Below are 25,717 nucleotides of genomic sequence, written 5' to 3' on the forward strand. Positions count from 1 at the left end.
CTCACGCTTCTTCTAGCGCCATTATATCGCGGCATTACTTGATAAACTTAAGGGGGAAGGAAGCCCTTCCCCCTTGCGCATAGATGCTATAGCCGTGTGCGTGCACGTTTGCTTTTCCACTTTGTTTTGTATTTGGCTGTTTTAGCTTTCCTGACTGCCTTTGCCCGCTTCACGGTTTTCTTTGTTGTCTTAGTGATCTTTGGCTTCTGGGCAAGTTTCTTTACCACCGACGCTTTTTTAGGCTTAGGCTCCATCGTCCACCAGGGTACGAAATCGTACACTGAGGCCAGGGCTGCGGCCCGGGCGGCTAAGCCTGTGCAACCCACCAACCCTGCCATCGGGTTATATTCGGGTGTGCTTCCGCCGCCATGCCTTCTGGCGGTAGTACCGCTATCAATAATCGTATCCGGGTCATCCATGCCGACAAAAGCACGGACGTTCCCTGAGGTAACAAAAGCACGGCCATCATTGTTGATAGCTTTCTTGCTCGTATTATCAGCCGCTTTACCGCCGAAGATATCCTTCGCGCTTGCGGCGGATTCGATAGCCGATAGGCTACCGCTTCCCAATGCATCCGCCTTGCCGCTTTCCGCATCGGCGGCCTGCAAAATATCGGTACCGACGTTCACGCTTGCAGTGGTGGTATCATCCGGCTTGGCAATCACCAGGCTTTGTTCCAGGCTACCGATAACAGCCCCTTTAGTATTTGACAGATTGCTTCCGGCAGCCGCATCTCCGGTAATCGCACCTGCGACACCGTTATTGTCGATACTATTGTCCGATGTATTTGAGGCGGATACCGGAGCATTTGGGTCGGTAACAGAAACATCGGCGAGCGCCAGCGCATTGGAATTGCTGTCAATCGAGTTGTTGGCGAGAACACCTTTCGATGTTGCATCACCGCTCTGCGCATTAGCTGCACTGCAAAGCGTACTCCAGACATCGAAGGTGAGCTCGATAACCATCGGCTCTCCATCGGCTCCCTCGTGTATAATCGGCCGCATCACGCTAATATAACTATCGATTGTCGGCGAGAGGTTCACGGCGTTGTCCTTCATCTGGTTTTGCGCCGCCGCGTCACCACTTGTAGATGCCGCCTCTCCTGTGTTCTCGATCTTATTAGCGGTATCGTTAACCGCATCAGCCGTACCGTTTGATGCGCTGCTGCCATCTGGCTCTATCGCCGGTGCATCGCCTTTTGCGAGCGCAGACGACGTGTTGTTAATCTTATTGTCTGCGGCAACACCCGTAGCGTCGGCATCTCCGGTCTGGGCGCTTGCGCTACCCACGATCTTGCTCCAGATGTTATAGACCACTCGGATCACAACTTGTGATTCACTGATCGGGTCGAGCAATTTGATCACGTTGGTTATGATCGGCGCGATGGTGATGTCGTTATTGATCATCATATTGCTGGCTTGAGCATCTCCTGAGGCCGCAATACCCTTGCCGCTGTTATCGATTGTATTTGCGGTATCATTTGTCGCAATCGCGCTGCCGTCAGAGCCGGCGCCGGTGCCACCACCGCCCGCAATAGCCGGTGCGTCACCTATCGCCTTTGAGCTCGTTTTGTTTTCAATGCCGTTATCAACAGCAGCACCGGTTGCACCTACATCACCTGATTCCGCAGTTGCCGAACCGGTTATCGCCGCAAAGAAGTTATACACCATCTCAATCTTTACCAGCGATTTCGAAATGTCTCCACAGAATTGGATAAGCGTTTTAATTACCGGAGCGATAATGATATCATTGCCGATCATTAAATTAGCCGCCTTTGCAGCGCCACTTGCCGCACCGGCGATTCCGCTGTTATCTATCGCGTTCGCCGCATCATTCGTCGCAAGAGCGCTGCCGTCGGAGCCATTACCGACGCCGTCGGTAATGGCCGGTGCATCGCCTATTGCAAGCGCCGTATCCGTGCTATTGATCGAGTTTTTTGCGTCCAAACCCTGACCTAAGCTATCACCGCTCGCAGCGACCGCTTCACCGGTTACGATGGCTTTGTAATTGTAGAGGACATCGACGAGTACGCGAGAATCGACGATGTCGCCTTGCGCATTAACGGTTACCGTTGTATCGGGTGTGATAATAACTTTATTATCGTCCATTTTGTTTGAGGCATCGGTATTTCCGGAAGACGCTGCGGCATCTCCCCCGTTTTTGATATCACTTTGGCTATTGTTATCGGCAATCGCGCCTGCCCCATCACCTATCGCCTGCGATCCGGTTCCGCCGCCCTTTTGGTTATCGGTCTTCGATCCGGTTGCGCCGCTATTGCCCGATGTGGCGGACGCTTTGCCGTCGTTTATAACATCAATATTTTCGCCGATTAAGACCTTGACCCCGTCACCATTTGGATCGTTCTGCGAACCTTGGGCACCGACAAGCGGCTCCGGTCCGCTAACGGGTTGGACTGTTTCTTGCTGCGTACCTGCGCCTTGATTATTATTCCCGCCTATTGCCGTGTCGCTAATTGCCACATTCGGCGCCGGCTGTATCAGCTCATCTGCGATTGCCGGTGCTCCTGACACGCTTAGCAAGAGACAAAGCGCGAGTATGCACGATAGTATTTTTCGTTTTAGCATCAATCCACCCCCTTTCACTAAGGAGTAATCTGATTATTTTAAAACTATGAAAGAAAGGGTCACCCCTGCGGGGACATGTAATGCGTTTGGGGAGGGTGACCCTCCCCAAACGCATTCGCTTGCTAGTTTGCACATGCAGAGCCGACTACGCTCAGAGTCTTTGCTGAATTTGCGCTCTTTGAAATAGATAGATTGACATTGTTGGTCGCTGTGTTTGTCGTCGTGGCATTCCCGCTGCGAACATCCGCGTTACCTTCGTTGTTGATCACCGCGCACTCTTTGTTTGTGGCGGTTCCGCCCTCAAGAGCCGTTGCGCTTGAGCAGTTATCGTCGATGATGTTTGCCGAGAGGTTACCGATACCGATAGCCCAACCGCTTGTAGCCTCCGCTTCATTCTTAAATACTACGGTAGCTTCCACATCACCGCTGACGACAGCCGGGCAGCACCCGAATTCGCTGTTGTTGTTATTGTCATGGTTGTCATGGTTGTCATGGCCTCTGCGATCACGGTCAGTATTGCGATCATCACCTGAGACAGTGTCTTGCTCAGCTGCTGTATCTGCCTTTTCGCAAACCGAAATAGTAGCAACGTTGTTCGCTGTATTGAAGACCTCGGCATCACCGCTGTCAACCTTAGCGGTGCCTTTGTTGTTAACGGTCTTGCATACATCATTGCTAGCAAGAGCATCATCGTCCTTAGCAAAAGCCTTGGCTTTAATATCCGTAACTTTGTTAAACGATGCATTACCAGCTGCAACAGCGAGACCGCTTTCTGAGCTAGCTTCATTCTTGAAGATGACCTTCTTCATGACGTCGCCTTTAACAACTGAGCCGCCTTTGAACTTCGCGAACCAATCATTGCCACCGGCAAACGCTACGCCGCTAATGCTGAGCAATACTGCCAGCGCTAGAAGCATTACGAGAAACTTTTTCATGTGTTGTCACCTCCTTTCATCGAATGAGTAATGATCTATGAGCATTTCGTATTACAATCCACGTGCCGTGCGTTCCCGCACGACTACTCCTCGTTATCGATCACGACATCGCGGATTGTGCTCACGATGTCTTTTGCCGACGACCCCTTGAGTAGGTAGGCATCAGCCAGCTCTCCTTCCCCTTTTTCAACCTCATCAAAGGAGTTGAAAATCGACAGGACGATTACTTTGGCAGAAGCGTCGACTTCCCGTATTTTTGCAAGAACGCTGAGCGAATCCCGGTTTACCGAGCTCAGGCCCACAAGAACAACATCCGGATCTGTAGCCCTATACAGGAGTGCCGCCTGATCCATGCCGGAAGCCCTGCCGACAACCTGGATTCCCCGCGAGCCGAGAAGCCTACAGAGTAAGTTCTGGTAAACAACGTCATCATCGACGACAAGCGCTTTTATCATATCTACTTTTGTGTGATGTACTTCGCCTAAACAAATGCTCATGTGTTCGTCGATCCTCGCCCTACAAGTTAAAATCATCCGCTATCTTTATGGTATGACGTCAAACTCTTATTGACTTCCGCCTTCAGTGTAGTTTAGTCCTACACTTACGTTTAGTATCACAACCTTGTACTATGACCATGCGCTTACTGTCCGCGTGCATTCATGCTAAGTCTTACTGCTCAACCTTCCTGCCCATTGAGCTTAAATACAGCCCCACACCGGCTAATGAGATCATGGTGCCGATGAGGTACCAGTTGTAGTCCATTCCGGTGAACGGTAGTCTTTTTCTCTTCTTTACTTCTGCCGTTGTGGTTGTCTGCTTTGGTGCTGTCGTGGTTGTAACCTTAAGCACTGTTGTTGTCACGGGAATAGCTGTCGTAACGGTCGTTGGAGCTACTGTTGTCGGTGCGCACGTCGAAGGCGTAATAACACCGCCCCCGCTGGGCGTTTGTACGGTTGTCGGCACACACGTAGTGCACGTAGCTGGCGGGCACGTTGTTGGTGCCTGGGCCTCGCCAAGCCGCACGCTGATAGCAACCTTTTTCTGTGGATTTTCTGCGGTACCCTCGAGTACCACCTCGGCTGTGGCCATGATCCTGACGTTATCGCCTTTGATGTCCGACGTCGGGATCGAGTAGGAATGATGCTTGCCGCCATCTTTACTGAAGTGACGCGGGCCGCCGGAGTTTCCCATGAGCGTCACAATAGTCTTCTTAAATTCCTTGTCGGTGTCGAAATCGATGGAGATTGAGCCACCCCCTTCCGACATGCTTACACTTCCGACAGTCTGACCATCGAAGACGAGCGGTTCGGATGACCCGGCAACTGCTTGTTGCGGTGACCCTCCAAAGCTAAGAACTGCCGTGACAAGATAGAGCATTATGGCTAATGCCGCTCCCATCGCAATGAATCGTTTTACGTTCACCATACTTTCTTTCCCCCCTATTGATTGCGTTCTTAAACCTGTGACCTGTGTAATGAGAGCACGTTCTTCTATAGACCCATAATAGTGGCGTTGGAGACAAAACTGTCCATCCGTTGGTATATCTTCCGAAAAGCAACGATTCTAAGCCGGACTTAAGGTCAGTATCTTACTATTCAGAAGGTTAGTAACCGCAGGTAGCAACATGTATTTGGGGCTTAAAAAAATTTCCTGATTCAGTATTGAGCTATAAACGCTTAATCGCTTTTTTGCCGTGGTTGTTGGTATTATTGCGATGTATTAAATGCAAGGAGGATAAAGGACCGGGGTGTAGCTTTCTACGTAAAGCTACACCCCGGTACAAATCATACATTATATACATTAACGTAAATCACAGCGGCTTTACGGCTTAGGCAACCGTTGAATTATAGGCGGCTTTTGCGGCTTCGACCCTGTTCTTTACGCCGAGTTTATGAAATACATTTCGAACGTGGAATTTCACGGTGCTCTCCGAAACGTACAGCGCTTTACTGATCTCGGCATTTGAAGCGCCGCTTGCGAGTAGACGCCAGACTTCTTTTTCCCGTGGTGTCAATCGTTCGGATGCCTGATACCGATGACGGGCCATCGGTATAACTTTACCGGTAAGCTGCGGTGAAATTGGGCTTAACCCTTCTGCAGCTTTACGAACCGCGTCAACTAATTCATGCGTGCCGGCGCTTTTTAAAAGGTATCCGTTTGCGCCGCTTTCCAAAGCCCTTATTACATACCGCTCATCATCAAAACCGGAAAACATAAGGACTTTCGCTGACGAGCGCACTCTTATATTTTGCAAGATCGCAATGCCATCGCTATCCGGCAGTTTTACATCCATGATGATAACGTCAGGCTTAACAGAGTCAACCAGCTCGACGGCGGATTTTCCAGTCGAGGCTTCACCGACAACCTGCATATCGCCGGATCTCTCAAGCGCTTTTTTGATACCCATCTGCATTAACGGATGATCCTCAACTACCATGACTTTTAAATGGTCCATCGACCACGCCCCCTCCATGCTGGTATATACCAACTTAGAACTACCGTTAGAACTGTCACTTAGTTTTCTATTTATATGGGAATGCTGAACCGGATACAAGTTCCGTGGCCCGGCGTGCTTTCAACGGTAAAATCGCCGGAAAACTGTGCTATGCGATCCCTCATGCTAATCAAACCGTAGCCGCCAAGTTCGCGCGTGCTTTGCCCGACGTATTTCGGGTCGAAACCGACGCCGTGATCGGCTACCGTACAGCATACACAACTATCGGTAGATGTCACCGCGATAGATGCGCTCGATGCTTCTGCGTGCTTCTGGACGTTGGTGAGCGCTTCCTGTATTACCCTGAATATGTTGATTTCCATAACTTCCGGAAGTTCAATTTCAAACGGCTCGATTACAACATCAATACCGATACCGGTGCACGCAGAAAACTGCTTTACATAGCCAACCAGTTTTTCGCCGAGCCCCCGCCTTGAAAGGCTATGCGGTTTAAGATAATAGATCGAGGCGCGAAGCTCTTGCAGGCTTTGCCCGAGTATATATTTAAGCGACTCGAGCTCGCGCTTAGCTTCCGCCGAGGCTACCAAATCCTCGAGAATATCGGCCTGCAAAAGCGCGCTTGTAATTGCTTGCGCTGGACCATCATGCAAATCAAACGCGAGTCTACGCCCTTCCCGCTCAATAAGCTGGGTTGTGTCAATCAGTGTCTTTCGTATAGAGCGCTTTTCGGTTTCCAGCTTCTCGGCTTGTTGAAACAATGCGGACATAACGTCTGCCGCAAGTGAATCCTGCAGGATACCGACAAGAACGCGGAGCTCACCGTGATCCCGGAACTTTTTACCAACTCCAAAGCTGGTCGGCTCGAACTGCTCGAGAAACGCCCGCGCAAGATTATCTCTTATGATATGGAAACGCTCCGCATCAAGAGGTATGCCTTCACCAAGCAGGCTTTCAGTATACGATGAAATATCCACCCAACCGGCATCTGCAATATGGTCGTGGTCAAGTTGATCGATAATGTATCGTACGCGCTGCTGAAGTATCTCGACCGCACGCTCGTTTACAACACCTTGCAGCGATGCGGCCCACGCCCGAAGCGCGATTTCTGAAACCGTTTTTAGTTTTGATGTTGCTTTATTCAAGGAAAGCGACATTTTCCCACCGGTTATCATACCGTACGGTTGGTTGCTCTAGGAACCAAGTAACCGCACAATGCGTCGTAAACGACGCATAAGCCCCCGCTCTTAACGTGCGACCTATGATTCTAGATAGTCATGGTTATACCTGTTCATGCTTCCATTGTTTACCCGTTCACAATAAGCCTAAACAATAATCTGAGGTATACTGCCCCAAGCATGCTGTAGCTGCCTGCTTTAATAAAATTCCATAGAACAGGCAGCTGAAATGCAAAAAAGAGGCCAAAAGACCTCTTCCTTTACGACATTTCTATTTTATTGGGCAATTTAATAGCGTTTATGCTTCACCTCTAGCGATATACCAGCTTGGCGAGCTTGCGAGCAAGCCACGTTACGCGTCGGCGGCTTTGTCAGATTTCTGTTCGCTTGCTTCTTTTACATCTTCCTTGCCATCCTGCGCTTTTCTAAGCTCTCGGATGCTTTGCCCTACCGCTTTCCCGAGATCAGGAAGCTTCTTCGGGCCGAAGATAATTAGAACGATTACTAAAATAATAATCAGTTCCGTATACCCCAAACCAAACATGGGCCGTCACGACTCCTTTACTAAACGTGCTTTCATAGATAGTAGCACTAATCCGACATCGGCGCTATGAAAACCGTCACGCCGCTTTGTTAGCGCCTAGTACATACTGTCCCTTTTACCTGTTACCGTTATCATATATGCGTTTGGCGTTGTTCCGCCTTAACGCATCTTACTATGGCCTTACGGCTTAATAGTTTTATGGCTTTATGCTGTTACGGCATTTTGACCCGTACCGGCCCTTTTGTGAGGCCGCGTTTTTTCCGAGCCAACTTCTTTTCATTCGCCGATAAGTAGTAAAGTGTGTGTAACAGCTGTTGGACCGGGTCGGTATTATGTAATTGCACGCCCGCGGGAACATTAATCAACGCCGGCGTATAATTCAAGATAACCGATACCCCTCCCTTTGTTAGTAGTTCGGCCGCATCTTGGGCTGCCATCGATGGCACGGCGATAATACCGATCTCGATTCGTGCGTTCTTTACAATACGGGGAAGATCTTTGGAATCAAATATCTCTAAGTGCATGATCGTCTTGCCGACTTTGGACGGATCATTATCAAAGATTGCTGCGATATGAAACCCGTGCTGCAGCAACCCCTCATATGAGGCGATTGCCGAGCCGAGATTACCTGCGCCGACAAGAGCGATTTTATGCGGCTCATCCGATCCAAGGATACGCTGGATGTTTTGAATGAGCGTCTCGACCTCATAACCGACACCTTTCTTGCCGAAATTACCGAAATAGGTAAAATCTCGGCGCACTTCAGCCGGGTTGACGCCACTTGACTGCCCAAGCCGCTCCGATGAGACAGTTTCGATGTTACTCTGCTGAAACTTGATCAAGCAATTAAGGTATGTTGATAGCCGCTCAATTACGCCTTCAGGTATATCGTTCACTCTTATCTCCTCACCTAATCGCTTTATCTCTTGCCCACTTGACGCACGAACCATCACGTTTAGGGCATGAAAACAATTAGTCAGTTTTCTATATTGTAATCAATGCTACATACTATTTCCACAATTATTTTTCAGGGAGTCGAGCTTAGAACGCAAACCACCAACAAATATGAGCCGAAATGAGCGTAAACGACCCTCGCCCGAATTGCAACAATATCTTGCAGTCGTGATACGTCAGCTGTTACATAGTATATATCCTCTGGTAAACACCTTAACATATTTCCGGATATGTCTAATATATGCAAATATTACATACGCGCGCCTTCAAGCGCATTGTAACAACTGCAGTCACGCACTTTAGGAAGTTTTGGGACAAGCGCGAACAAAAGATCTTTGAGTTTGTCGTTATTTTCGGTAAAGACCTTGATAACTTCCTCGTGGCTAACCGGCGGGATATCGGGCATGCCCTCAAGACCGACATCGTAATCGGTAATAAGTGAGATATTGAGGTAACACATCTCAAGCTCGCGGGCAAGATACGCTTCAGGGTACTGGGTCATATTGATGACTTCCCAACCCATCGCTGAGAACCACTTGCTCTCAGCGCGCGTGCTAAAGCGCGGCCCCTGAATAACAACTACCGTCCCGCCGTTTACAACCGGGATTCCCAGCTCTTTAGCGGTATCGGCCGCCAGCTCCCGCATGCCCGCACAGTACGGATCGGCCGCGCTCACATGCGTCGTAAGCGGACCGTCGTAAAATGTGTCTTTGCGGCCGGTGGTGCGGTCGACGAACTGATCGCAAATTACGAACATACCGGGTCTAATTTCCGGCTGCAAACTTCCGCTGGCGCATGGGCCGATAATCTGCTCGACACCGAGAGACTTCATTGCGTATGCGTTCGCGAGGTAGTTAATTGCCTGCGGTGGATACTGGTGGTCGCGCCCGTGGCGCGGTAGAAAAGCGACTTTTGTGCCGCCGATCTCACCGATGGCGACTTTATCACTTGGCGGCCCATACGGTGTTTCAACGGTTACTTCTTCAACGTGGTCCAAGAACTTATAAAAGCCTGAACCTCCGAATATTCCAACCTGGGCTTTCTTCTCCATTTAAGTTGCCTCCTTCACACGACGCTATCTCGCGCCGCCGGTTCCTCTTTTTGTAATCGTATTGTACCCTAATAATGAAACACTACTTATCGAAGTAGCACAAAGCTATTATATAGGTATTACCGCATTTTGCGCTAGAAGTATGCGCCGTTAGTTAGAAACCCGCTGGATACAGCGGGCGGCCTTGTAACGAGGATGTTACGTATACCGGTCGAGACATCTATGATTTGGGCACGACACGTGCGAGCGTATCGCCCTCACCCGGAATTACATCAAAGGCTTGAGAAGGATTTTTCACGAGGATTGCGCATTTGGTTTCCTCTCCGAACTTCCAGCCTTCAACCTTAACCTGGGGCTCGTTCTTGGCTTTGCCGTAACGCGCAGTGAGCGCCGCGGCTTCATGAATCGTTTGCTCGCCAAAAGAGTTGCGGACGATAATGGTGAGCGGTCCGGCTACGTCCTGCGCCTCAAAGATCATATCGCCCTCTTCGGCAAGCTCTATCAGCCGGTGATTTTCCTCTTCGTTTCGCGATACGACGATTATCGCCTCTTCGCTTGAAAGAAACACACGGCCGATTTTCATGAGATTGACTTCTTTTACCGTCGGCTCGCCTTCGACGCGATACAGGTTACGCAGGCGAATCGAGAACATTGGATCGGTAAGGATGCAGCCTCCGGCCGGTGTCGGATACTCATCGATTCCGTATTGTCGCGCCAGTTCCATCTGGGGCTTGCGCGACCTGCCGCGAATCGCGAGCAATCTCTCGCGGTCGGCCAGGCCTTCCTGCTCGACGATGGTTGGGTCAAGCAGCTTGGCCGAAAGAGGCCGGAGCACATAGCCCTTCATTGTGGATTCTTCCTCGACAATACCGAGCGCCTGGCGGTTTTGTGATTTCGGACGCTCTCCGAGCACCTCACCTGTGGCAATAAAATCGGCGCCGATCTCACGCATAAACTCACCGGCGCGCTTAATCATGAGCGCATGGCAATCGATGCAGGGATTCATGAAACGCCCGTAACCATGTTTTGGCGTTTTTAACATTTTTAAGTGCTCTTCGGTAATATCGATGATATGAACCGGGATGCTCAGTATTTTCGCGGCTTTCTCGGCGTTGACCGAATCAAAAAACGGCGTCACGAAGGTGACCGCCTCTACCTCTATCCCCTGTTCCTGAAGAACCTTAACCGCCAAGATACTATCTAAACCGCCCGACATCAGAACCAGTGCTTTTGCCATACATACACCTCAATGCGCCCGTGCGGGCATCTTATTCAATAGCAGATTTCGCACCTGCATATCCTGCAATTATGCGCCATCTACCCGGTCAAATCCATATGTTCAGTAACACTGCTACTTACGTGCGAGGGCTTTAAACGAGCGCACGCGCCCGGCGAAGGTTGCGAACATATCGTAGCCGGCCTGCCCCGCCACCGCACATGCCCGTTCAAACGCCATACCCACCTCGCCGGGCGCGTGCGCGTCCGAACCGAAGGTTATCGGAATGCCGTTCTCAAAGCAACGCTTCAATATCTCACTACCGGGATATATCTCACCGACGGGTTTGCGCAAACCGGCCGTGTTGATCTCCACGCACATCCCGGCATCATGAATTGCGCCTAGCGCCTTGCCGACGAGCGTTGTTACATCCTGCTCAGGTACAAATCCATACTTCTTAACCAAATCTATGTGACCAATAATATCAAAAAGACCGGTGCGAGCCGCTGCTTCCAGCAGCTCATAATAGGCCTTGTAAATATCGAAAATATCGCGGGTTTTATACCCGTCTATGTAGCGGCTATCATCAAAGCCCCATCCCTCGATGAAGTGAACCGAGCCGATCACGTAATCAAACGGATAGCGGGACAAAAGATCGCGAGTTGCCTGCTCGTAACCGGGAAAATAATCCGCTTCGATGCCGGTCTTAATTATAATACCGGGGAACTGTGTTTTTAGCGCTTCAATCTCAGCGATGTAATCGTCCAGCTCTTCATGGCGCATGGCTAGTGTCGGGTCTTTCATGCCGATTACCAGGGGAAGGTGGTCGGCAAAGCCGATTTCAGCGAGCGAGAGCTCTTGGGCACGGCGGACGTACTCGGCCACCTCCCCGCTTGCATGCCCGCAGCGTACGGTATGTATATGATAATCAACCATTGTGTATATTGTTGTCTTTGTCATCGTTGGCGAACTCTTTCTCGGTAACCACATCAAGTCCTGCTTCTTTAAGAAGAGCGGCGGTAACGCCGTCTCCTTCCACTATAGTACCGGAAAAAGTGCCATTATAAATAGCCCCCGCACCGCATGACGGGCTGCGCGATGCGAGAACCGCGATGGTGGCGCCAATCATCCGGGCCAGCTGAAGCGCGCCCTCGGCGCCTCTGAGATAGGCATCGGTAACATCAGCGTCATCTGCATTGAGGACGCGCGCGCGTCCGGCAATAACATCATGTCCGTCGCCACCGGCAATCTCGGCTGCCGGTCGCGGTGTCGGCAGGCCGCCGCATTGCTCCGGGCAAAACGGCACAGCAATACCTTCCTCCACGAGATCTTTTACTTTTTGGCAGGGCTTACTATTGCCATCGTAGCGGGTTTTAAGGCCGATGAGGCACGAGCTTACGATATATGTGGTCGTCCGTTGCCGAGCGGTTTCGTTATCCAATGTATTTCACTAACACCTTTTAGACATGCAAGTCGCGTGATGATTTCACTCTGATCGACGTGTGCCGGTATGTCTAATCCTAACTGTACTATATTCATGCCCTCGCCTTCGAGTTGTTCAATCTCGATGTTGCCGACCCGCACCTCAAGCTCACCGAGGGCGGAGAGAATGTACCCGAGCTGTTGTGGGTTGTCGAGCGCAAGCATCTGAATGAGCCCCCGCCCGGGAATTGCACGCACTTCGATGTATTTAAGCGCTGTCAGCGTGAGAAGTATAAATACTGTTGAGATAATGGATACGGCGTACATGCCGCCGCCTATTGCCAAGCCGACACCGGATACGACCCAGACGCTTGCCGCAGTGGTAAGCCCCCGAACAATATTCCCCGTGCGGATGATTGCACCACCGCCTAAGAAACCAATGCCGGTAACCACGCTGGCGGCGATTCGGGTAACATCGGTCTGAGGCAGTCCGAGAGCCGCTTGTAGATCAATGGAGATGATCATGGCGATTGCCGAACCCAGGCAAACCAGTGCGTGTGTGCGAAGCCCCGCCGGCTTCTCAGCGATCTCTCGCTGATAACCGATCACGCCACCCAGGATAACGGCAAGCGCAAGGCGAAGCATTATTTCAAGAAACGGGGTTGGCATGGCGACCTCCACATCTACATTAAAGTTGCATAAAGAAAAGCTGCATGGGCAGCCTTCTATTATGTGTATCGACAATTAGCCAGTTGCTTTAAATGCCCTATAATCAATTGCCGTATCTTTTTATGTTTCGTTTATTTCTCAAAATTCAGCCCATAAACGCTGCACTTTTACTTGCGGAAACCCATAGAACAGATTATTATAATATCGAACATATGTTTGCTTTTGTTGTCTCACGGGAGCTGATTCCAACTAGAGAGCGCCGGATGCTGGGCGCTAATTAAAAGATAATTTCCTCGGTGCCGGTTGGATCGAACCCATCAACGTCAGGCGTGCTAGCCTCCAGCAATTTCTTTGCGGCTGTACGAAGCACGTAATCGTATGCTTCTTTGGCCAGCCACTCAACATACGTCGGATCTTCGACCAAGACGTCTCCGAGCGATTTATCGGCATGTTTGCCAAATGAAAGAACAACGGCCTCGGGGCTCTCGAGCCACTCCGATTTTATGGTCTCATCGACCTCTTTCTGTTCCTTATGAGCCGGTTTCTTGCCGGTGCCATTACCATTGTTATTGCCGCTACCATTGGCCCCGATAACGGGCTCGTTGGTGTTAATCTCTTCGAGCGCCGTCATGCCGACATTGACCGCCAAACGCATGGCGCGAGCGATTGCCCGGGTATCGGCAAGCCTAACAAGGTGCGGCTGCATGGGCCGCTCGGCTGATTCGGGCGAAGCATCGCCGAGCGCGGAAAATATCCCTTTCTCCGTCTCGATAACAGCGCGCACGATTGCAAGCATACCGTTGTCTTTGGTCGGTGCCTGCAGTAGTTGGGTCTCTACGCGCTTAAGACCCGCGGCGTGCGCCATTTCAAGTAATCCCTCGAATAATACGAAATCTTTTCCCTGGATTTTCTTGATGAATTTCCCTGGTAGTTTGTGATCTGACATGTCCTTACCGCCTTTCAACAACGAACTGGTGTTCGTATATATTGTAATATATTGCCATATAGCATGCAATTGCATACGCTTGCCTAGTGTCCTGTTCCCGCAAGGATATTGCGTATTCGCACAATGCCCTGCCGTTGTAATATAATTTATCTAGTATTTGAGCTGCGTTGTGAAATACGTTTTTATATCCGTCGAACGCGGTATGTTCATACCGCATTCCTTATTTGGGTAATAACTGTAATAAAGGGATGAGAGGCAAGCATGCCTCGATTATAAGAAGGAATGGTGTTATGTTCACGCTTATTGTAATCATCATAGTCGCGGCGCTACTGGCGCTGATATTTGTAGGTTCCTATAACCGCTTGGTCGCACTGCGCAACCGAATCGATAACGCCTGGTCGCAAATCGACGTGCAGCTCAAACGCCGGCACGATCTAATCCCCAACCTGGTCGAAACCGTCAAAGGCTACGCGTCTCACGAACGGCAAGTGTTTGAAAACGTCACAGAAGCTCGCTCGAAAGCGGTTGCGGCCGGCGGCGGTGTTGCCGAGCAAGCTCAGGCGGAAAATCAGTTAACGCAGTCGCTGCGAAGTCTGTTCGCCGTCGCCGAGAACTATCCCGAGCTTAAAGCCAATCAAAACTTTCTCTTACTGCAGGAAGAGCTATCGGGAACCGAAAGTAAAATCGCGTATGCGCGCCAATTCTATAACGATACCGTCTACCAGTTCGATACCGCCATCCAGAGCTTTCCCGGAAATGTTGTAGCCGGCATGTTCGGGTTCAAGGAGCGTCAGTACTTCGAGGCCGAGCCGGAATCACGCGAACCGGTGAAGGTCGAGTTCTAAATGTATGAAGAGATTGCCCACAACCGACGCATAACTTGGCTGCTCATTGTCGGTTTCATAATCTTTATTGCCCTTCTCGGCTATGTCTTTGGCCGGCTTACCTACTTTGGTTACTGGGGTGTTGCCGTCGCGCTTGCAATAGCGATTTTTATGAGCTGGACGAGCTACTACTACAGTGACCGAATCGTGCTTTCGATTAGCGGTGCGCACGGCGCCGAGAAAACGGAGTATCCATACCTCTACAATACCGTTGAAGGCCTTGCCATTGCCGCAGGAATCCCCATGCCCAAACTCTATGTGATCGACGACCGGGCGCCGAACGCATTCGCGACCGGGCGCGACCCGGAGCACTCGGCCATAGCTGTGACCGCAGGGCTTCTTTCGATGATGGACCGGCTCGAGCTTGAAGGAGTTATCGGGCACGAGATGAGCCATATCGCCGATTACGATATCAGGCTTTCAACCATCGCCGTGGTGCTTGTCGGCTCGGTATTTCTTTTAAGCGCCTGGATGCGGCAGAGCTTTTTTTGGGGCGGGATGCGGCGCAGCCGTGACTCTCAAGGTGCCGGGCCGATCATCGCCATCCTCGGGTTGATTCTCATCATTCTTGCGCCGATTGCCGCGCAACTAATGCGCCTCGCGATCTCGCGCAACCGCGAGTACCTTGCCGATGCGCAAGGCGCTATGCTTACACGTTATCCCCCCGGACTTGCCGGTGCCCTTCGCAAACTTGCCGCCGATAAACATACCTTGCGAACCGCTAACGAGGCGACCGCCCATCTCTTCATCGTAAACCCGCTCAAGAATGAAGGTGAGACCGGCTCGCGCGTTACTGAACTCTTTTCCACCCATCCACCGATTGAGGAACGCATTAAGCGCCTTGATGAAATGAGCCTCGGCGAAGCCCCCGCCGGCCCGGGCGAGCTTCCGGCGCAACGGTGATACCGTTCTTGAGGCTTTAGTTCCGTGCGGCTCTGCCGATAAAATAGGGGTAACGAAAAAGCCTGCCGCCCGCGTTACCTATGTTATCTGTGTTGGAGAGAGCATTGTGAACAGAACAAGTTTAACTATCGAGCAAGTTAAGAAGATACGAAGCACCGATGAGGATTACAGCGAAAAAAACTTAAGCAAACTCAACCTCAGCGGGATGAGCCTGCGTGGTGTGAAGATGTACGCCGCAAATTTAAACCACACCAACTTAACTGAAGCCCACTTGAACAAAAGCGATATGCGCAAGATTATTGCGTACTGGGCGATCTTTCACAAAGCCGATTTGCGCGATGTTGACCTGCGCGAAGCAAACCTCGGCTACGCCGATTTTACCGAAGCCAACCTCAATAATGCAGATTTGCGAAACGCTAATCTGGCTGCGGCAAATTTCAGTGCAGCAAACCTTAATATCGCCGACCTTAGAGGGGCGCATCTGGGCGAGCCCGATATGGTCGGCGCGGAGTTCCCCTACCGGATAACGAACCTATCGAGGGCTAACTTACATAAGGCTTATCTCAGTGAGGCTGACCTGAGCTGTGCCGACCTAAGTTTCGCCAACCTAAGCGGGGCAAATTTGAGCGGCGCTAACCTAACTCGCGCCAATCTCAGCCATGCCACCCTAAGCGGGGCTAATCTCACCAACGCCGATCTAAGCCACGCCGATCTAAGCCACGCTAATCTCTCATATGTGAGCGGCGTTAAGGCTAACTTCGTCGAGGCCGACCTAAGCGGGGCAAACCTGCATTGCGCTAAGATGAGTGATGCGCGGTTTAATATGGCCGACCTCTTCGGAACGAATCTCGACGGAACGATTCTCACGAATGTAAAACTGGCTCACGCAAAAAACGTCGATTGGGTAAAGAACCTGCTAAAAACAAAGGGACTATAACCGTTCCAGTCATAGTCCCTTACTTGTTTAATTTATTCGGTCCCTTGCCACATAATTCTCTTCTAATTACTTGGCCGATCTTGCAAATAGAGTCCTTAGCGCACGGCGCTTGAGCGGCACGTGATCTGCTAGATACACATACGCTGCGGCGGAAAACCCTTGCAGGCCGCACCCCCACGACTCAAGAGCTTTGGCTGAGCTGATCTCGCCCGGGCAGCCGGCATAGTTATGCCAGAGAATCTCGTTTGTCGAAGCGTCAAGAATCCCATCAATGTACTCTGCATATCTGGCCTCGTTGATGTTGTGCATAACCAGAGCTGCGATATTGTTGACGAAGAACCAGCTGTCGCCGTTATGGTAGCTCGTATCGTGCTCGCCCGCCGAGGTATTGCAATAGCACTCGTGACGCGTGTCAACCGATGCGAGGCCTCCCCACTCGAGCCAGAGCGCCGGCAGTACCTTATCGAAGCATGACTCCCATTCGTCCTTGCTTAAGATTTCGGGAGCAAAAAACGCCGCCAGGAAAAGGTTCGGGCGCATCGTCTCGTCGTAGAGCCGATCGTGTAAATAGCCGTCGATAAAGTAATGCTTGCGTACATTCTCTATCAGGGCTTTTTTCTTCGCCTCGAAGCGCTCGTTCTCTTCGTGCACGAGCAGTTGTGCGAGGTGTAACGTGCGCACGTAGAGCGTTTGCGTCTCTACCGGATAACCGACCCGCTCGATGCTGTCCATCCAGCTCTCACGCGGTCCCGAGGGAATAAACCCGAATTCGTTCTCGACAAGTTCAAGCTCTGCGATGGCACACTTGATCCTCTCCGCGAGCATATCCTTCTCTTCTTCGGTAAGCCCAATCCTTCCAGACATTATCGCCCAGGCCAGAAGCCCAAGACCGTCCGAACAGTTGTTGGCTCCGCCGAAAATTACCGGTAATTGGCCGCCCCAGGTTGCACGAACGTGCTTGGATGCGACGGCATGAGCCCGCTCTTTAGGTAGAGCCGGCGCAGAAATTAACTCGTCACGAACCCAGGCTTTAGTGAACCACGGCATGCCTGCAAGCATCCGGTTATCGATAAACAGCGCATCAAGCGCGTCGACCGCGTAATTGCGAGCCAGGTTTTTGGCAACGACATCGACTTTGCCGTTCATCTGTTTTGGGCGCATACGTTTCTTTGAAACGGCTTTCGCGCCCGAGATTTCGCGGCATTTTCTCGCCCGTTCCAGCGCTTCCTCCACGCTCAGGCCAAATGCTATGGTAAGCTTGCTTGCGTCAAAATTACCGAGGACGTATTCATAAAGCTCTGCGGGCTCTGAGTTTCGCTCGCGATCCCGTCCGTAATTGACCGGGATCCATTCACCGCGCAGCGCAAACGAACCATCGTGCGCGATTGCCAGGTATACGGGCTCGGTAATGCAATCATCGCTATAGCGAACGATAACGATATCGTCTTCCTCATACGCACAGTAGTTGCGCCCCCATTTCGGGATGTAGAACTGATCGCGCATATCGAGCCGAACCGTTATTGTATCCTTTTTAAGCGCTTCATAGATAAGGACCGGCTCATTTTTGACTGTGGCGTAGATCTCGGTTGCCCCACCCTGTAGATAGCGGGTTGCAACGGGCACGCCCTGGTAGAGCTCGATGCCCTCAACAGGTTTTGCCCGGGTTATGCGAGCAACCGTTTTTAGGAACGTGTCGTTATGCGCAACGAAGAATCCCTCATAGCGGGATTCTTCGTTACCGTAGAATGTTGCGAAGTCTTTACGTTCATTTACCAGAATGAACGCCACTGCATGTGAAACTTGTTTTACAATGGCATTTTCGCCATTAATATGAGTTACATTCACCGATGTTCTCCCTGTAAAACGCGGCTGATTCTTCGGGAGTCGTCGTTATAACAGCATAATTCGTGCCGAGCTCGAACCCTGCTTTTACCTGATGCGGAATGCGCGGTGCGATTTCAATATGGAAATGGAAGTCTGCGCCCCTTGGCCCATAGTTGATCATCATATTGTAATTCGGGGTTAGCTTCTCAACCACGCGCAGCGACCGCAGCAGTATTGCCGCCAGGTCCGCCATAGCCTCGTCCGAGATGTCGTTTAGATTGCGCACGTGCTCACGGGCGACAATCCAAAGCTCGTGTGTATAGCGCGGCGCGAATGCGCAAAACGCGACAAATGAGTTGTTGACGCATACTAGGCGCTGCGAGATGCGCTCTGTGTCGGCGATCTTGCAATAGATACAATCATCCTCACTGCTGTGCTCAATCTTCTCGCTGATGAAGTTGGGTACCTGGCTTACCGCCAGAATCTGCGTATGCGAGTGGTCGAGCGACGCGCCTGCTTCCCGCCCCTGGTTTTTGAAGACCGAAACGTACCCGACGGCGTCATCTTTTTCGAGGGCGTTGATGCGCTCGCGGTACATCTTGAGCGTATCTATCATATTCTCGACCGATATGTCGGATAGCTTCTGGTAGTGATCAGGCGTCTCCACGATGACCTCATGATGACCGTGCGACGAGTCTACTTCCCAGCTTTCGGTGCACATATCTTCCCCGCCACAGATTGGGAACTTGTTTGGGAAGACGCGTACATGCCACCCGGTCGGGCCTTCGACACGGTCGATTTCCGGCGGTGTCGTATGCTCGTTTCCGGGGCAGAAAAAGCACCCCGAGCTATCACTTACATTGACCTCTTTTGAGTCGAACGGTCTGAGCGCCCTTCCCGGCGCAACAAACGTCCAGAGGTCACGAAAATAGTCCTTTCTCATGCTACATTCACCTTACTCTTAGCGAGCGCAAGCCTATGCGCTTCGAAATAATACTTGACTAAGATTTTCCAATCATAATTCCTGGCCTGTGTATTAGCGTTAAGCCTGAGCTCCATCCGCTCATTGCCGTCGAGCGTTGAATACTCATACAGAATCCTGAGGAGTTCTTCCTTCTCGCTATCGTAGTCAAACGCGCTACGGCTGATGACATAGGTGCCTGGAAGTTTTTTCTTCACTAAACCGGCCTCTTTCAAAGCAAGCCCGTAACCGGAGAGATCGGTCGTGACCGATGCAACGCCGAGTGCGCCTGCTTCGAGCGGTGTATAGCCCCACGGCTCGTAGAACGATGGGAATACGCCGAAGTGTGAGCCGGCCATAACGTTGTAGAACTGCAGGTTGAGCAACCCGTCACCACCGGATAGGTATGTCGGATAGAACACGACTTTAACCTTGTCTTCCTCTGCATTGAGGAGCCCTTTGCGTTTGAACATATTGATTATCTCGTCGCCGTCTTCGTTAAAGAGATCGTGCGTGACGAGCGGCGGTCTGCCCATGCGTTTGAACCTGCGCTGGTTTGCGACCGCTTTATCAATAAAGTCTTTGCTGAGCAGCCACTCGAGATCGAATTCGTGCTCGCCGAGATACGCGCGCACGATACGCTCGAATATATCGTCTTGGTGATGGTGGACGGTCTGCCTGATGCTCTGATGGATCGATTTGCTCTCGATCAATTGGTCTTTTACACCGGAGCTGCCTGCTGGTATGCAGAAGAGCGCAACGATAGTCTTATCGCTCTTCTTCGCTTTAAGCTTCTGGTTAAGATCTGCCAGCGCATCGATAAAGAGGTCGATTCCTTTACAGCGCATCTCGTAACGACCAAGAATAAAGTAGTAGAGCGTGTTTTCAAGGTCGAAGGTATAGTGCGGGAAGAAATAGTACTGCGTGAACATGCGCAGGAACTTCCTGTAATCGCGATGGTGTACGGTGATATCTTGCGCACCCGGGAATGAAGTCATATTCAAACCGTTCGGCAAGATAACATCCGGTTTTCTGCCATAGAAAGCTTCGGCTTCTTTGCCCGTGATCTCAGACACCGTCGTTAAGACATCTACGTGAATCGCGGTGGCTTTCTCCAGGCTGTGCTTTGCCATAATGCCGATTTCGGCAGCTTTGGCGTCGGCATCGATGCTGTTGATATCGGCATAGAAGTTGATTCCGGACGATGCGAGACAGCGGCCTAAGAAGGTCGCGTGTGTTGTAAAGATAGTCGAGAAGTCGAGTCCTGTGTGTTTTAAGTATAAAACAACTGCGCCGGTCAGCCATTCGTGCGCATGCACGATGACCTTATCTTTCTTTAAACCGACACGTTTGATCGACTCGAGCAGTTTGCCGACGGCCCATGAGAACGCAACCGGCTCATCAAAATCATACGCTGAGAACAGTGAGTCTACCCAGTAGGTATTCCACAGCTCTGATTTAAACTGGCCGATATTGTTGAGCTCATGCATAAACTCTACAAGAATGACCTGCGGCTCTGAATCGAGGAGCCATGTGCCGTAGTGGAATTGAATCCCTTCAGGTGCGAGATCTTTTTGAGCATTCGCTAGGAATGTCGGCATCGGTTTCGGAATAAACTGGCTATCAGATTTCCCTGGCAAATATGGGCCAACGAAAAAGTAGTGATCGCCGTACTCCTCCTTAACAAGCGCTGACTTGGACTCAAGAACGGTGTAAATACCGCCCACTTTGTTTGCTACTTCCCAAGATACTTCAAATAGATACGGTTTTTCGCTCATGTTAGTCCTCCAACTACGATTAAGCTTGGCCCGCTGGGCCTGGATGCGGTGCTGCTACAATTGGTAATTCCACCCCAGGCGGTATCTCTACACCGGGCACAGGTACCTCGATATCGGGTACGGTTGTTTCAAATACTATGCGAGGCGCCTCCCTGCGCGTGCTCGCAAGTTTTGCGACTTCTAGATTATCAAGAACGCGCTCATTAAAATCGGCTAACGCGTTCGTGAAATATATGTAGGCGTCATGCGGGCGATCGTATGCATTAAAGTACTTGTGTACATCGCCATCACTAAACCACTTCGTGCACATATAGTAAAAATGATCCGACGTCTGCATCTGGCGCCATGTTTTCAAAAGGTCAAGATCGTTTGTTTCTTTTACGCTCTCTTCAAGTGCGTAAAGCGCATCAAGCGCTGTTCTCTGCATTTCATTGCCGAGCCACGCTGAAAGGTCCCGCTCGGTATCAGCCCATGAAACCGGCTGCGGCATTGATAGTTCGGCAACCGAATTATTCCGGTCCGCTTCCTCGGACACAGTAACGAAGTCCATATCCGGGTGGCCTAAAATCGCCGCCGGCATATGCTTCAAGAACTCAAAAATACCGGTATCCGACCACTGGTGCTCGCCAAGCGTCTCGTAATCCATGAAGAGATTTATGACTTGGCCGTTGCCGTTTACCCTATGCACCCATTGTGCGAACTTGTCTGCTGTAAGCGGCCAATCGCTCCAGGCGCGATTAGAGAACCTAAAAGCGATATCGTCTGAAAGCCGGTAATTCTTTAACAAAAGCTTGGCATTTGAGCCTTGTGCCTGGTACACGTAATTCGGGCTTCGCCATCCGAGTACCCCATCCCATCCTTCGGCAAGAATTGCTTTAAAATGGAAACGTTTCACAAGCTCGGGCAAATTATCGAAATATACAAGCTCTGTGTTCCTGAAAACATTCGGCACCTGGCCAAAGAGCCGTGCGATGAGGAGCATGTGATCCATTACTTGCTCGAACATTTCTTCTTCCGAGTACAACGAGGCAAGCGAGTGGTAATAGGTCTCACTCAGGAACTCGACACACCCGGTTTTTGATAGCCGGTAAAAACTATCGATAAGCCCCGGCTCAAATTCCATCGCTTGATCGAGAAAAGCGCCGGAGACCGAATAGCTAACCTTGAATTTACCTTCAAAGCGCTCGATAAGCTCTAAGATGAGACTGTTTGCCGGGTAGTAGCACTTTTCAGCAACTTTGTGCATAATGCTTGCATTCTGCTTATCGTCGAAATAGTCACGATCGGCTCCAATATCGAAGATGTTGTAGCGCTTTAATCGTGTCGGCTGGTGTACGTGAAAATAGAGACATACACTAGGCATGAGCTACCTCCTGTGCCGAATCCCGGTAAACATCGACCAGCTTGCTTGCCGCCAGATCCCAGGTAAGACCACGCACTTCCTCTTGAGCGCGGGTTACCATCGTGCGCGCAAACCGCTCGTTTTGCAACAGTGCGACAATTGCAGACGACATTTTGTCAATATCCCAGAAATCGACCGGGATGCAGTTACGCACAACCTCAATAACTCCGGCGTTCTTCGAGACTACAACAGGTGTTCCGTTTTGTATAGCCTCAAGCGGTACTATGCCAAACGGTTCGGATACCGATGGCATAACGAACACATCAGCCAGCTGATACGCTGCATCCATTTGGTCGTCTTTGAGCCACGAGCTAAATAAAAGCTTGCCGGTAAGCCTTTCACGAGCAGCCATTTCAACCATCGCCGCTTGCATATCGCCGGCGCCGATCATCAAGAATTTCACATTTTTGTATTGGTCGGTTACCTTTTTTGCGACCCGCACATAGTAATCAGGACCTTTTTGGTAGGTAATCCTTCCAATGAAGAGAACGAGTTTGTAGCGACGCTTCAGGACGTGGCGAGGATAGCGCCGGATCGTGCGGGGCTCGATGCCGTTATGAACGACGCTGATTTTATCGGCGCTCACGCCGTAGTGTTTGATGACCATCGATTTGGTGTAGTTGCTTACGGCGACGACGCGGTCGGCCGCCTGCATCCCCTGTTTCTCGATGTTATAGATTCGTTGCCCGTCATGGCGATCGATTTCGGTGGCGTGAACATGCGCGATAAACGGCACGCGCTTGCCGCGCGCTGCCGCGACTTTACGCGCGAGCACCGCAGCATGGTATGTCATCCAATCATGCCCGTGCACCGCCTCGAAGTTAAGCCGCTTAGCCACCTCAAACACGCCTCTTGAATAGAGGCTTATGTGTGAGAGATCATCGCCTTTGTTGATACGGTGAAAACACTCGCTGCAAAACGTCTCTGAGCGGGAACTCAAATTCGGCAGGTAGCCGCGCACGAGCGCGCACTGATGCCGCGTAAGATATTGCATACATGTTTCATCACTGAAGAGTTCTTCTCCAAGGTTGTCGAATGCAGACGCGCTAGCATCGTGCACGTTCATCCAGTCGTATTGCGCGCCGGGAAACATCTTTGGTAGCACAAACGACACGTCGACGCCCGAGCGTGCAAGACCCTTGGTCATGCCTTCGCATGCCCGCCCTAGACCGCCTGAATGGTATGGGGGTAGTTCCCACCCCAGCATTAAGATGTTAATGTTCTCCTCCAAAAGCTTCAATAACTGCTATGAATAATTCTACTCTGTTACACATCAAGAAAATCTGCGATACATCTTATCTGCTACTATCTTACTATTTTACGCCAGGTAATATAGCCGTAGTATTAGTGCTTGAGGGCACGTATAATGCCAACCCTTATAGTTTCGACACTTTTTCGCAAAAACCCTACAATAATAAGGCAACTGATTTGAGTATTTTTGCACGGTATGTTTTCAGTAACATACGAAGAAAGCGCATGGCGTAATAAGAGCCCTTCCGTATACCCACAAATCAAGATAATACCAAACAATCAACATTTTCGCATATATCCCGGAGAGTGAAATTCAGGAATGCCACTTATCTAACGATATCATGGTCGGGGGGGGTTCTTACCTTAGCTGCGCTCAACAAGAGACCGATTCAGATCGAGAGGCGAGTTGAAGCAAAAGCTCTACAACTCGCAGCATAAATGCGTTGTATCTAGTGAAGGCGGTGGAAGGCCGCTTTAGGCAAGCGGCCTTTTTCATCGCGCTGCGCCATGTACTCCCTAATCGTGAATATCCCCTAGTATGCTTCGCTTGCGTAGCTCCATCTCGATCTCTACCAGATCATCGACGATGATGTCTTTACGCATTTGGTCGGTCTCTCGCTCAAACATTCTCTGTAATTTGCAATATTGAGCAAGCAACATACGGTCAGATAAACTGAGCCGTTTACCTAAAGCGACATTGCCCAGAGCCACAGCTTGGCTGTCGCCGCCGAACAAAACTATGCCTAACCGATCTATCCCTTTTTCTGCCCATTGCTTCAAACGTTCCAACTTTATTTCCACCCACCTCAATTCAAGTAGTCCATTATGTAATACGTTTTCCTTCGCTTAATCCTTTAGTTGAGCAAAATGCAGGGTCAAAAAATATTTCTTGCTCACTCAGGCGTAATTCACGAGCGATTTTGGTCATGAAATATACCGACGGAACATGCTTGCCCTTCACCCATTTATTCATAAGACTTCGGTCAACACCGATACGTTTTGCAAGCGCGTTTTGTCTGATATTTCGTTCGCTTAATATCTTTTCGAGCTTTGTTGCATAAACGGCCACGAATAGCTCCTTCGTATTAACCTTTTAGTGAAAGGTTAATTATATTCCGGGCCGTTGTCAATATATGTTGTCAACAGTTACCACTTAAAGCGTATAATTACCGTATGAATAAAGAGGCACTGAACAACCGGACTCGCCAAGATTTCGCCGAGGCGTTACGCGAACGTATGCAGGTGCAGGGCATAAGCTTTCCTGGCCTGGCAAAAGAAATCGATTTTAAGCTATCGGCGACGTATATTCATAACCTGGCATCCGGTAAAGCAAAACCAACCAAAGATAACATTGAGGTTCTAGCGAAAGGGCTTGATACCGACCCTTCTTACTTCAAGGAATACCGGGAATATAAAGCTAAAGATAAAATCAATACCGACCCTGAGATCGCCGATTTCATCCTCGACGAAACGGCTGCGGAAATACCATCGGAATTTGCCAAGCTTACCGCTGAACAAAAAAAGGCGGCTGTCGAATTTATTAAGGAATTACAACATACGTACCGCATCTAAAACGACCGACACGGCCGGTGGTTAGCTGGCTTCCTACCGGCTGCTCCTGCCCTCAATGCTATGCTCGATGTTCTTAAGGCTTTTCTTAATCGCCTGGATGCTGATGATAAGCCAGATGGTAATAGCAAGCGGGATGAGACTGAAAATGACCATGATAAAAAGTACGCCGAGCTCTGTTGGGCCAACTCCGACCACGTGCAACCCCTCCCTATGTTATATACCGGTGACCTCTTCCTACAATACTATGGTATGC

General features: G+C 50.5%; 26 protein-coding genes. 4 read left to right on the forward strand and 22 right to left on the reverse strand.

All coding sequences use genetic code 11. The annotated features are described in order from the left end of the window. Nucleotides 1-86: 86 nt before the first annotated feature. The 14 genes from VGK02_08560 to VGK02_08625 all read right to left on the reverse strand — a co-directional run bounded on the left by VGK02_08560 (nt 87) and on the right by VGK02_08625 (nt 13,952). Complete coding sequence (locus tag VGK02_08560; protein HEY3375097.1) at nt 87-2,585, reverse strand: hypothetical protein; 2,499 nt, start codon at nt 2,583-2,585, stop codon at nt 87-89. A gap of 122 nt (nt 2,586-2,707) precedes the next feature. Further along, complete coding sequence (locus tag VGK02_08565; protein ID HEY3375098.1) at nt 2,708-3,520, reverse strand: hypothetical protein; 813 nt, start codon at nt 3,518-3,520, stop codon at nt 2,708-2,710. 83 nt (nt 3,521-3,603) lie between these two features. After that, nucleotides 3,604-4,017: a response regulator gene (locus tag VGK02_08570; protein ID HEY3375099.1), complete on the reverse strand. Its 414-nt coding sequence runs from the start codon at nt 4,015-4,017 to the stop codon at nt 3,604-3,606. A 172-nt stretch (nt 4,018-4,189) separates the two neighbouring features. After that, nucleotides 4,190-4,945 carry a hypothetical protein gene (locus tag VGK02_08575; GenBank protein HEY3375100.1) on the reverse strand — a complete coding sequence of 252 codons (756 nt, stop codon included), beginning with the start codon at nt 4,943-4,945 and terminating at the stop codon, nt 4,190-4,192. Between the two features lie 403 nt (nt 4,946-5,348). After that, entirely contained in the window at nt 5,349-5,975 is a 627-nt protein-coding gene (locus VGK02_08580; protein ID HEY3375101.1) for a response regulator transcription factor, read from the reverse strand. A gap of 71 nt (nt 5,976-6,046) precedes the next feature. Next, nucleotides 6,047-7,129 carry a sensor histidine kinase gene (locus tag VGK02_08585; protein ID HEY3375102.1) on the reverse strand — a complete coding sequence of 361 codons (1,083 nt, stop codon included), beginning with the start codon at nt 7,127-7,129 and terminating at the stop codon, nt 6,047-6,049. A 373-nt stretch (nt 7,130-7,502) separates the two neighbouring features. Beyond that, entirely contained in the window at nt 7,503-7,694 is a 192-nt protein-coding gene (gene tatA, locus VGK02_08590) for a twin-arginine translocase TatA/TatE family subunit (protein HEY3375103.1), read from the reverse strand. A 212-nt stretch (nt 7,695-7,906) separates the two neighbouring features. After that, nucleotides 7,907-8,590 (reverse strand): redox-sensing transcriptional repressor Rex, encoded by a 684-nt coding sequence (locus VGK02_08595; protein HEY3375104.1) that lies wholly within the window; start codon nt 8,588-8,590, stop codon nt 7,907-7,909. 308 nt (nt 8,591-8,898) lie between these two features. Beyond that, the gene (locus VGK02_08600; GenBank protein HEY3375105.1) at nt 8,899-9,699 is read right to left on the reverse strand and encodes an S-methyl-5'-thioadenosine phosphorylase; all 801 of its coding nucleotides are present in this window, start codon (nt 9,697-9,699) and stop codon (nt 8,899-8,901) included. A 220-nt stretch (nt 9,700-9,919) separates the two neighbouring features. Further along, complete coding sequence (locus tag VGK02_08605; protein ID HEY3375106.1) at nt 9,920-10,936, reverse strand: hypothetical protein; 1,017 nt, start codon at nt 10,934-10,936, stop codon at nt 9,920-9,922. 114 nt (nt 10,937-11,050) lie between these two features. Further along, nucleotides 11,051-11,875 carry a histidinol-phosphatase HisJ gene (gene hisJ / locus VGK02_08610; protein ID HEY3375107.1) on the reverse strand — a complete coding sequence of 275 codons (825 nt, stop codon included), beginning with the start codon at nt 11,873-11,875 and terminating at the stop codon, nt 11,051-11,053. Further along, nucleotides 11,844-12,356, reverse strand: a complete 513-nt coding sequence (locus VGK02_08615) for a DUF523 domain-containing protein (protein HEY3375108.1) — start codon at nt 12,354-12,356, stop codon at nt 11,844-11,846. Before VGK02_08615 ends, hisJ begins: the two co-directional genes overlap by 32 nt. Next, nucleotides 12,311-13,006, reverse strand: coding sequence for an MgtC/SapB family protein (locus VGK02_08620; GenBank protein HEY3375109.1), 696 nt, complete (start codon nt 13,004-13,006; stop codon nt 12,311-12,313). The genes VGK02_08615 and VGK02_08620 overlap by 46 nt, the downstream gene beginning before the upstream one ends. A gap of 277 nt (nt 13,007-13,283) precedes the next feature. Continuing rightward, the gene (locus VGK02_08625) at nt 13,284-13,952 is read right to left on the reverse strand and encodes a hypothetical protein (protein HEY3375110.1); all 669 of its coding nucleotides are present in this window, start codon (nt 13,950-13,952) and stop codon (nt 13,284-13,286) included. A gap of 290 nt (nt 13,953-14,242) precedes the next feature. Here VGK02_08625 and VGK02_08630 point away from each other — a divergent pair, with 290 nt between their 5' ends. The 3 genes from VGK02_08630 to VGK02_08640 all read left to right on the forward strand — a co-directional run bounded on the left by VGK02_08630 (nt 14,243) and on the right by VGK02_08640 (nt 16,676). Beyond that, nucleotides 14,243-14,797, forward strand: coding sequence for a LemA family protein (locus VGK02_08630; protein HEY3375111.1), 555 nt, complete (start codon nt 14,243-14,245; stop codon nt 14,795-14,797). Continuing rightward, on the forward strand, nt 14,798-15,739 hold the full coding sequence (gene htpX, locus VGK02_08635) for a zinc metalloprotease HtpX (protein HEY3375112.1): 942 nt from the start codon (nt 14,798-14,800) through the stop codon (nt 15,737-15,739). Between the two features lie 106 nt (nt 15,740-15,845). Further along, nucleotides 15,846-16,676, forward strand: coding sequence for a pentapeptide repeat-containing protein (locus tag VGK02_08640; protein ID HEY3375113.1), 831 nt, complete (start codon nt 15,846-15,848; stop codon nt 16,674-16,676). Between the two features lie 66 nt (nt 16,677-16,742). Here the strand turns inward: VGK02_08640 and VGK02_08645 are convergent, their stop codons facing one another. From VGK02_08645 to VGK02_08675, 7 genes are all read right to left on the reverse strand, one after another. Continuing rightward, nucleotides 16,743-18,521, reverse strand: a complete 1,779-nt coding sequence (locus VGK02_08645) for an amylo-alpha-1,6-glucosidase (GenBank protein ID HEY3375114.1) — start codon at nt 18,519-18,521, stop codon at nt 16,743-16,745. After that, nucleotides 18,502-19,443 carry a DUF4931 domain-containing protein gene (locus VGK02_08650; protein ID HEY3375115.1) on the reverse strand — a complete coding sequence of 314 codons (942 nt, stop codon included), beginning with the start codon at nt 19,441-19,443 and terminating at the stop codon, nt 18,502-18,504. Before VGK02_08650 ends, VGK02_08645 begins: the two co-directional genes overlap by 20 nt. Beyond that, nucleotides 19,440-21,239, reverse strand: a complete 1,800-nt coding sequence (locus VGK02_08655) for a glycogen/starch synthase (protein ID HEY3375116.1) — start codon at nt 21,237-21,239, stop codon at nt 19,440-19,442. The genes VGK02_08650 and VGK02_08655 overlap by 4 nt, the downstream gene beginning before the upstream one ends. A 19-nt stretch (nt 21,240-21,258) precedes the next feature. Then, nucleotides 21,259-22,602, reverse strand: a complete 1,344-nt coding sequence (locus VGK02_08660; GenBank protein ID HEY3375117.1) for a glycoside hydrolase family 57 protein — start codon at nt 22,600-22,602, stop codon at nt 21,259-21,261. After that, the gene (locus tag VGK02_08665; GenBank protein HEY3375118.1) at nt 22,595-23,848 is read right to left on the reverse strand and encodes a glycosyltransferase family 4 protein; all 1,254 of its coding nucleotides are present in this window, start codon (nt 23,846-23,848) and stop codon (nt 22,595-22,597) included. Before VGK02_08665 ends, VGK02_08660 begins: the two co-directional genes overlap by 8 nt. A gap of 560 nt (nt 23,849-24,408) precedes the next feature. Next, the gene (locus tag VGK02_08670; protein HEY3375119.1) at nt 24,409-24,681 is read right to left on the reverse strand and encodes a hypothetical protein; all 273 of its coding nucleotides are present in this window, start codon (nt 24,679-24,681) and stop codon (nt 24,409-24,411) included. 34 nt (nt 24,682-24,715) lie between these two features. Continuing rightward, the gene (locus VGK02_08675) at nt 24,716-24,961 is read right to left on the reverse strand and encodes a helix-turn-helix transcriptional regulator (protein ID HEY3375120.1); all 246 of its coding nucleotides are present in this window, start codon (nt 24,959-24,961) and stop codon (nt 24,716-24,718) included. A 104-nt stretch (nt 24,962-25,065) separates the two neighbouring features. Here VGK02_08675 and VGK02_08680 point away from each other — a divergent pair, with 104 nt between their 5' ends. After that, entirely contained in the window at nt 25,066-25,464 is a 399-nt protein-coding gene (locus VGK02_08680) for a helix-turn-helix transcriptional regulator (GenBank protein HEY3375121.1), read from the forward strand. Nucleotides 25,465-25,497: 33 nt separating this feature from the next. Here VGK02_08680 and VGK02_08685 read toward each other — a convergent pair whose 3' ends face one another. After that, on the reverse strand, nt 25,498-25,659 hold the full coding sequence (locus VGK02_08685; protein HEY3375122.1) for a hypothetical protein: 162 nt from the start codon (nt 25,657-25,659) through the stop codon (nt 25,498-25,500). Nucleotides 25,660-25,717 lie beyond the last annotated feature (58 nt).

This window comes from Candidatus Aquicultor sp., from assembly GCA_036504445.1.
Classification (GTDB): domain Bacteria; phylum Actinomycetota; class Aquicultoria; order Aquicultorales; family Aquicultoraceae; genus DASXVE01.

What these genes read in the sequence shown, in the direction of transcription:
- VGK02_08560 (HEY3375097.1), bottom strand. Translation starts at nt 2,585, where the DNA reads ATGCTAAAACGAAAAATACTATCGTGCATACTCGCGCTTTGTCTCTTG.
- VGK02_08565 (HEY3375098.1), bottom strand. Translation starts at nt 3,520, where the DNA reads ATGAAAAAGTTTCTCGTAATGCTTCTAGCGCTGGCAGTATTGCTCAGC.
- VGK02_08570 (HEY3375099.1), bottom strand. Translation starts at nt 4,017, where the DNA reads ATGAGCATTTGTTTAGGCGAAGTACATCACACAAAAGTAGATATGATA.
- VGK02_08575 (HEY3375100.1), bottom strand. Translation starts at nt 4,945, where the DNA reads ATGGTGAACGTAAAACGATTCATTGCGATGGGAGCGGCATTAGCCATA.
- VGK02_08580 (HEY3375101.1), bottom strand. Translation starts at nt 5,975, where the DNA reads ATGGACCATTTAAAAGTCATGGTAGTTGAGGATCATCCGTTAATGCAG.
- VGK02_08585 (HEY3375102.1), bottom strand. Translation starts at nt 7,129, where the DNA reads ATGTCGCTTTCCTTGAATAAAGCAACATCAAAACTAAAAACGGTTTCA.
- tatA (HEY3375103.1), bottom strand. Translation starts at nt 7,694, where the DNA reads ATGTTTGGTTTGGGGTATACGGAACTGATTATTATTTTAGTAATCGTT.
- VGK02_08600 (HEY3375105.1), bottom strand. Translation starts at nt 9,699, where the DNA reads ATGGAGAAGAAAGCCCAGGTTGGAATATTCGGAGGTTCAGGCTTTTAT.
- VGK02_08605 (HEY3375106.1), bottom strand. Translation starts at nt 10,936, where the DNA reads ATGGCAAAAGCACTGGTTCTGATGTCGGGCGGTTTAGATAGTATCTTG.
- hisJ (HEY3375107.1), bottom strand. Translation starts at nt 11,875, where the DNA reads ATGACAAAGACAACAATATACACAATGGTTGATTATCATATACATACC.
- VGK02_08620 (HEY3375109.1), bottom strand. Translation starts at nt 13,006, where the DNA reads ATGCCAACCCCGTTTCTTGAAATAATGCTTCGCCTTGCGCTTGCCGTT.
- VGK02_08625 (HEY3375110.1), bottom strand. Translation starts at nt 13,952, where the DNA reads ATGTCAGATCACAAACTACCAGGGAAATTCATCAAGAAAATCCAGGGA.
- VGK02_08630 (HEY3375111.1), top strand. Translation starts at nt 14,243, where the DNA reads ATGTTCACGCTTATTGTAATCATCATAGTCGCGGCGCTACTGGCGCTG.
- htpX (HEY3375112.1), top strand. Translation starts at nt 14,798, where the DNA reads ATGTATGAAGAGATTGCCCACAACCGACGCATAACTTGGCTGCTCATT.
- VGK02_08650 (HEY3375115.1), bottom strand. Translation starts at nt 19,443, where the DNA reads ATGAGAAAGGACTATTTTCGTGACCTCTGGACGTTTGTTGCGCCGGGA.
- VGK02_08655 (HEY3375116.1), bottom strand. Translation starts at nt 21,239, where the DNA reads ATGAGCGAAAAACCGTATCTATTTGAAGTATCTTGGGAAGTAGCAAAC.
- VGK02_08660 (HEY3375117.1), bottom strand. Translation starts at nt 22,602, where the DNA reads ATGCCTAGTGTATGTCTCTATTTTCACGTACACCAGCCGACACGATTA.
- VGK02_08665 (HEY3375118.1), bottom strand. Translation starts at nt 23,848, where the DNA reads ATGCTGGGGTGGGAACTACCCCCATACCATTCAGGCGGTCTAGGGCGG.
- VGK02_08680 (HEY3375121.1), top strand. Translation starts at nt 25,066, where the DNA reads ATGAATAAAGAGGCACTGAACAACCGGACTCGCCAAGATTTCGCCGAG.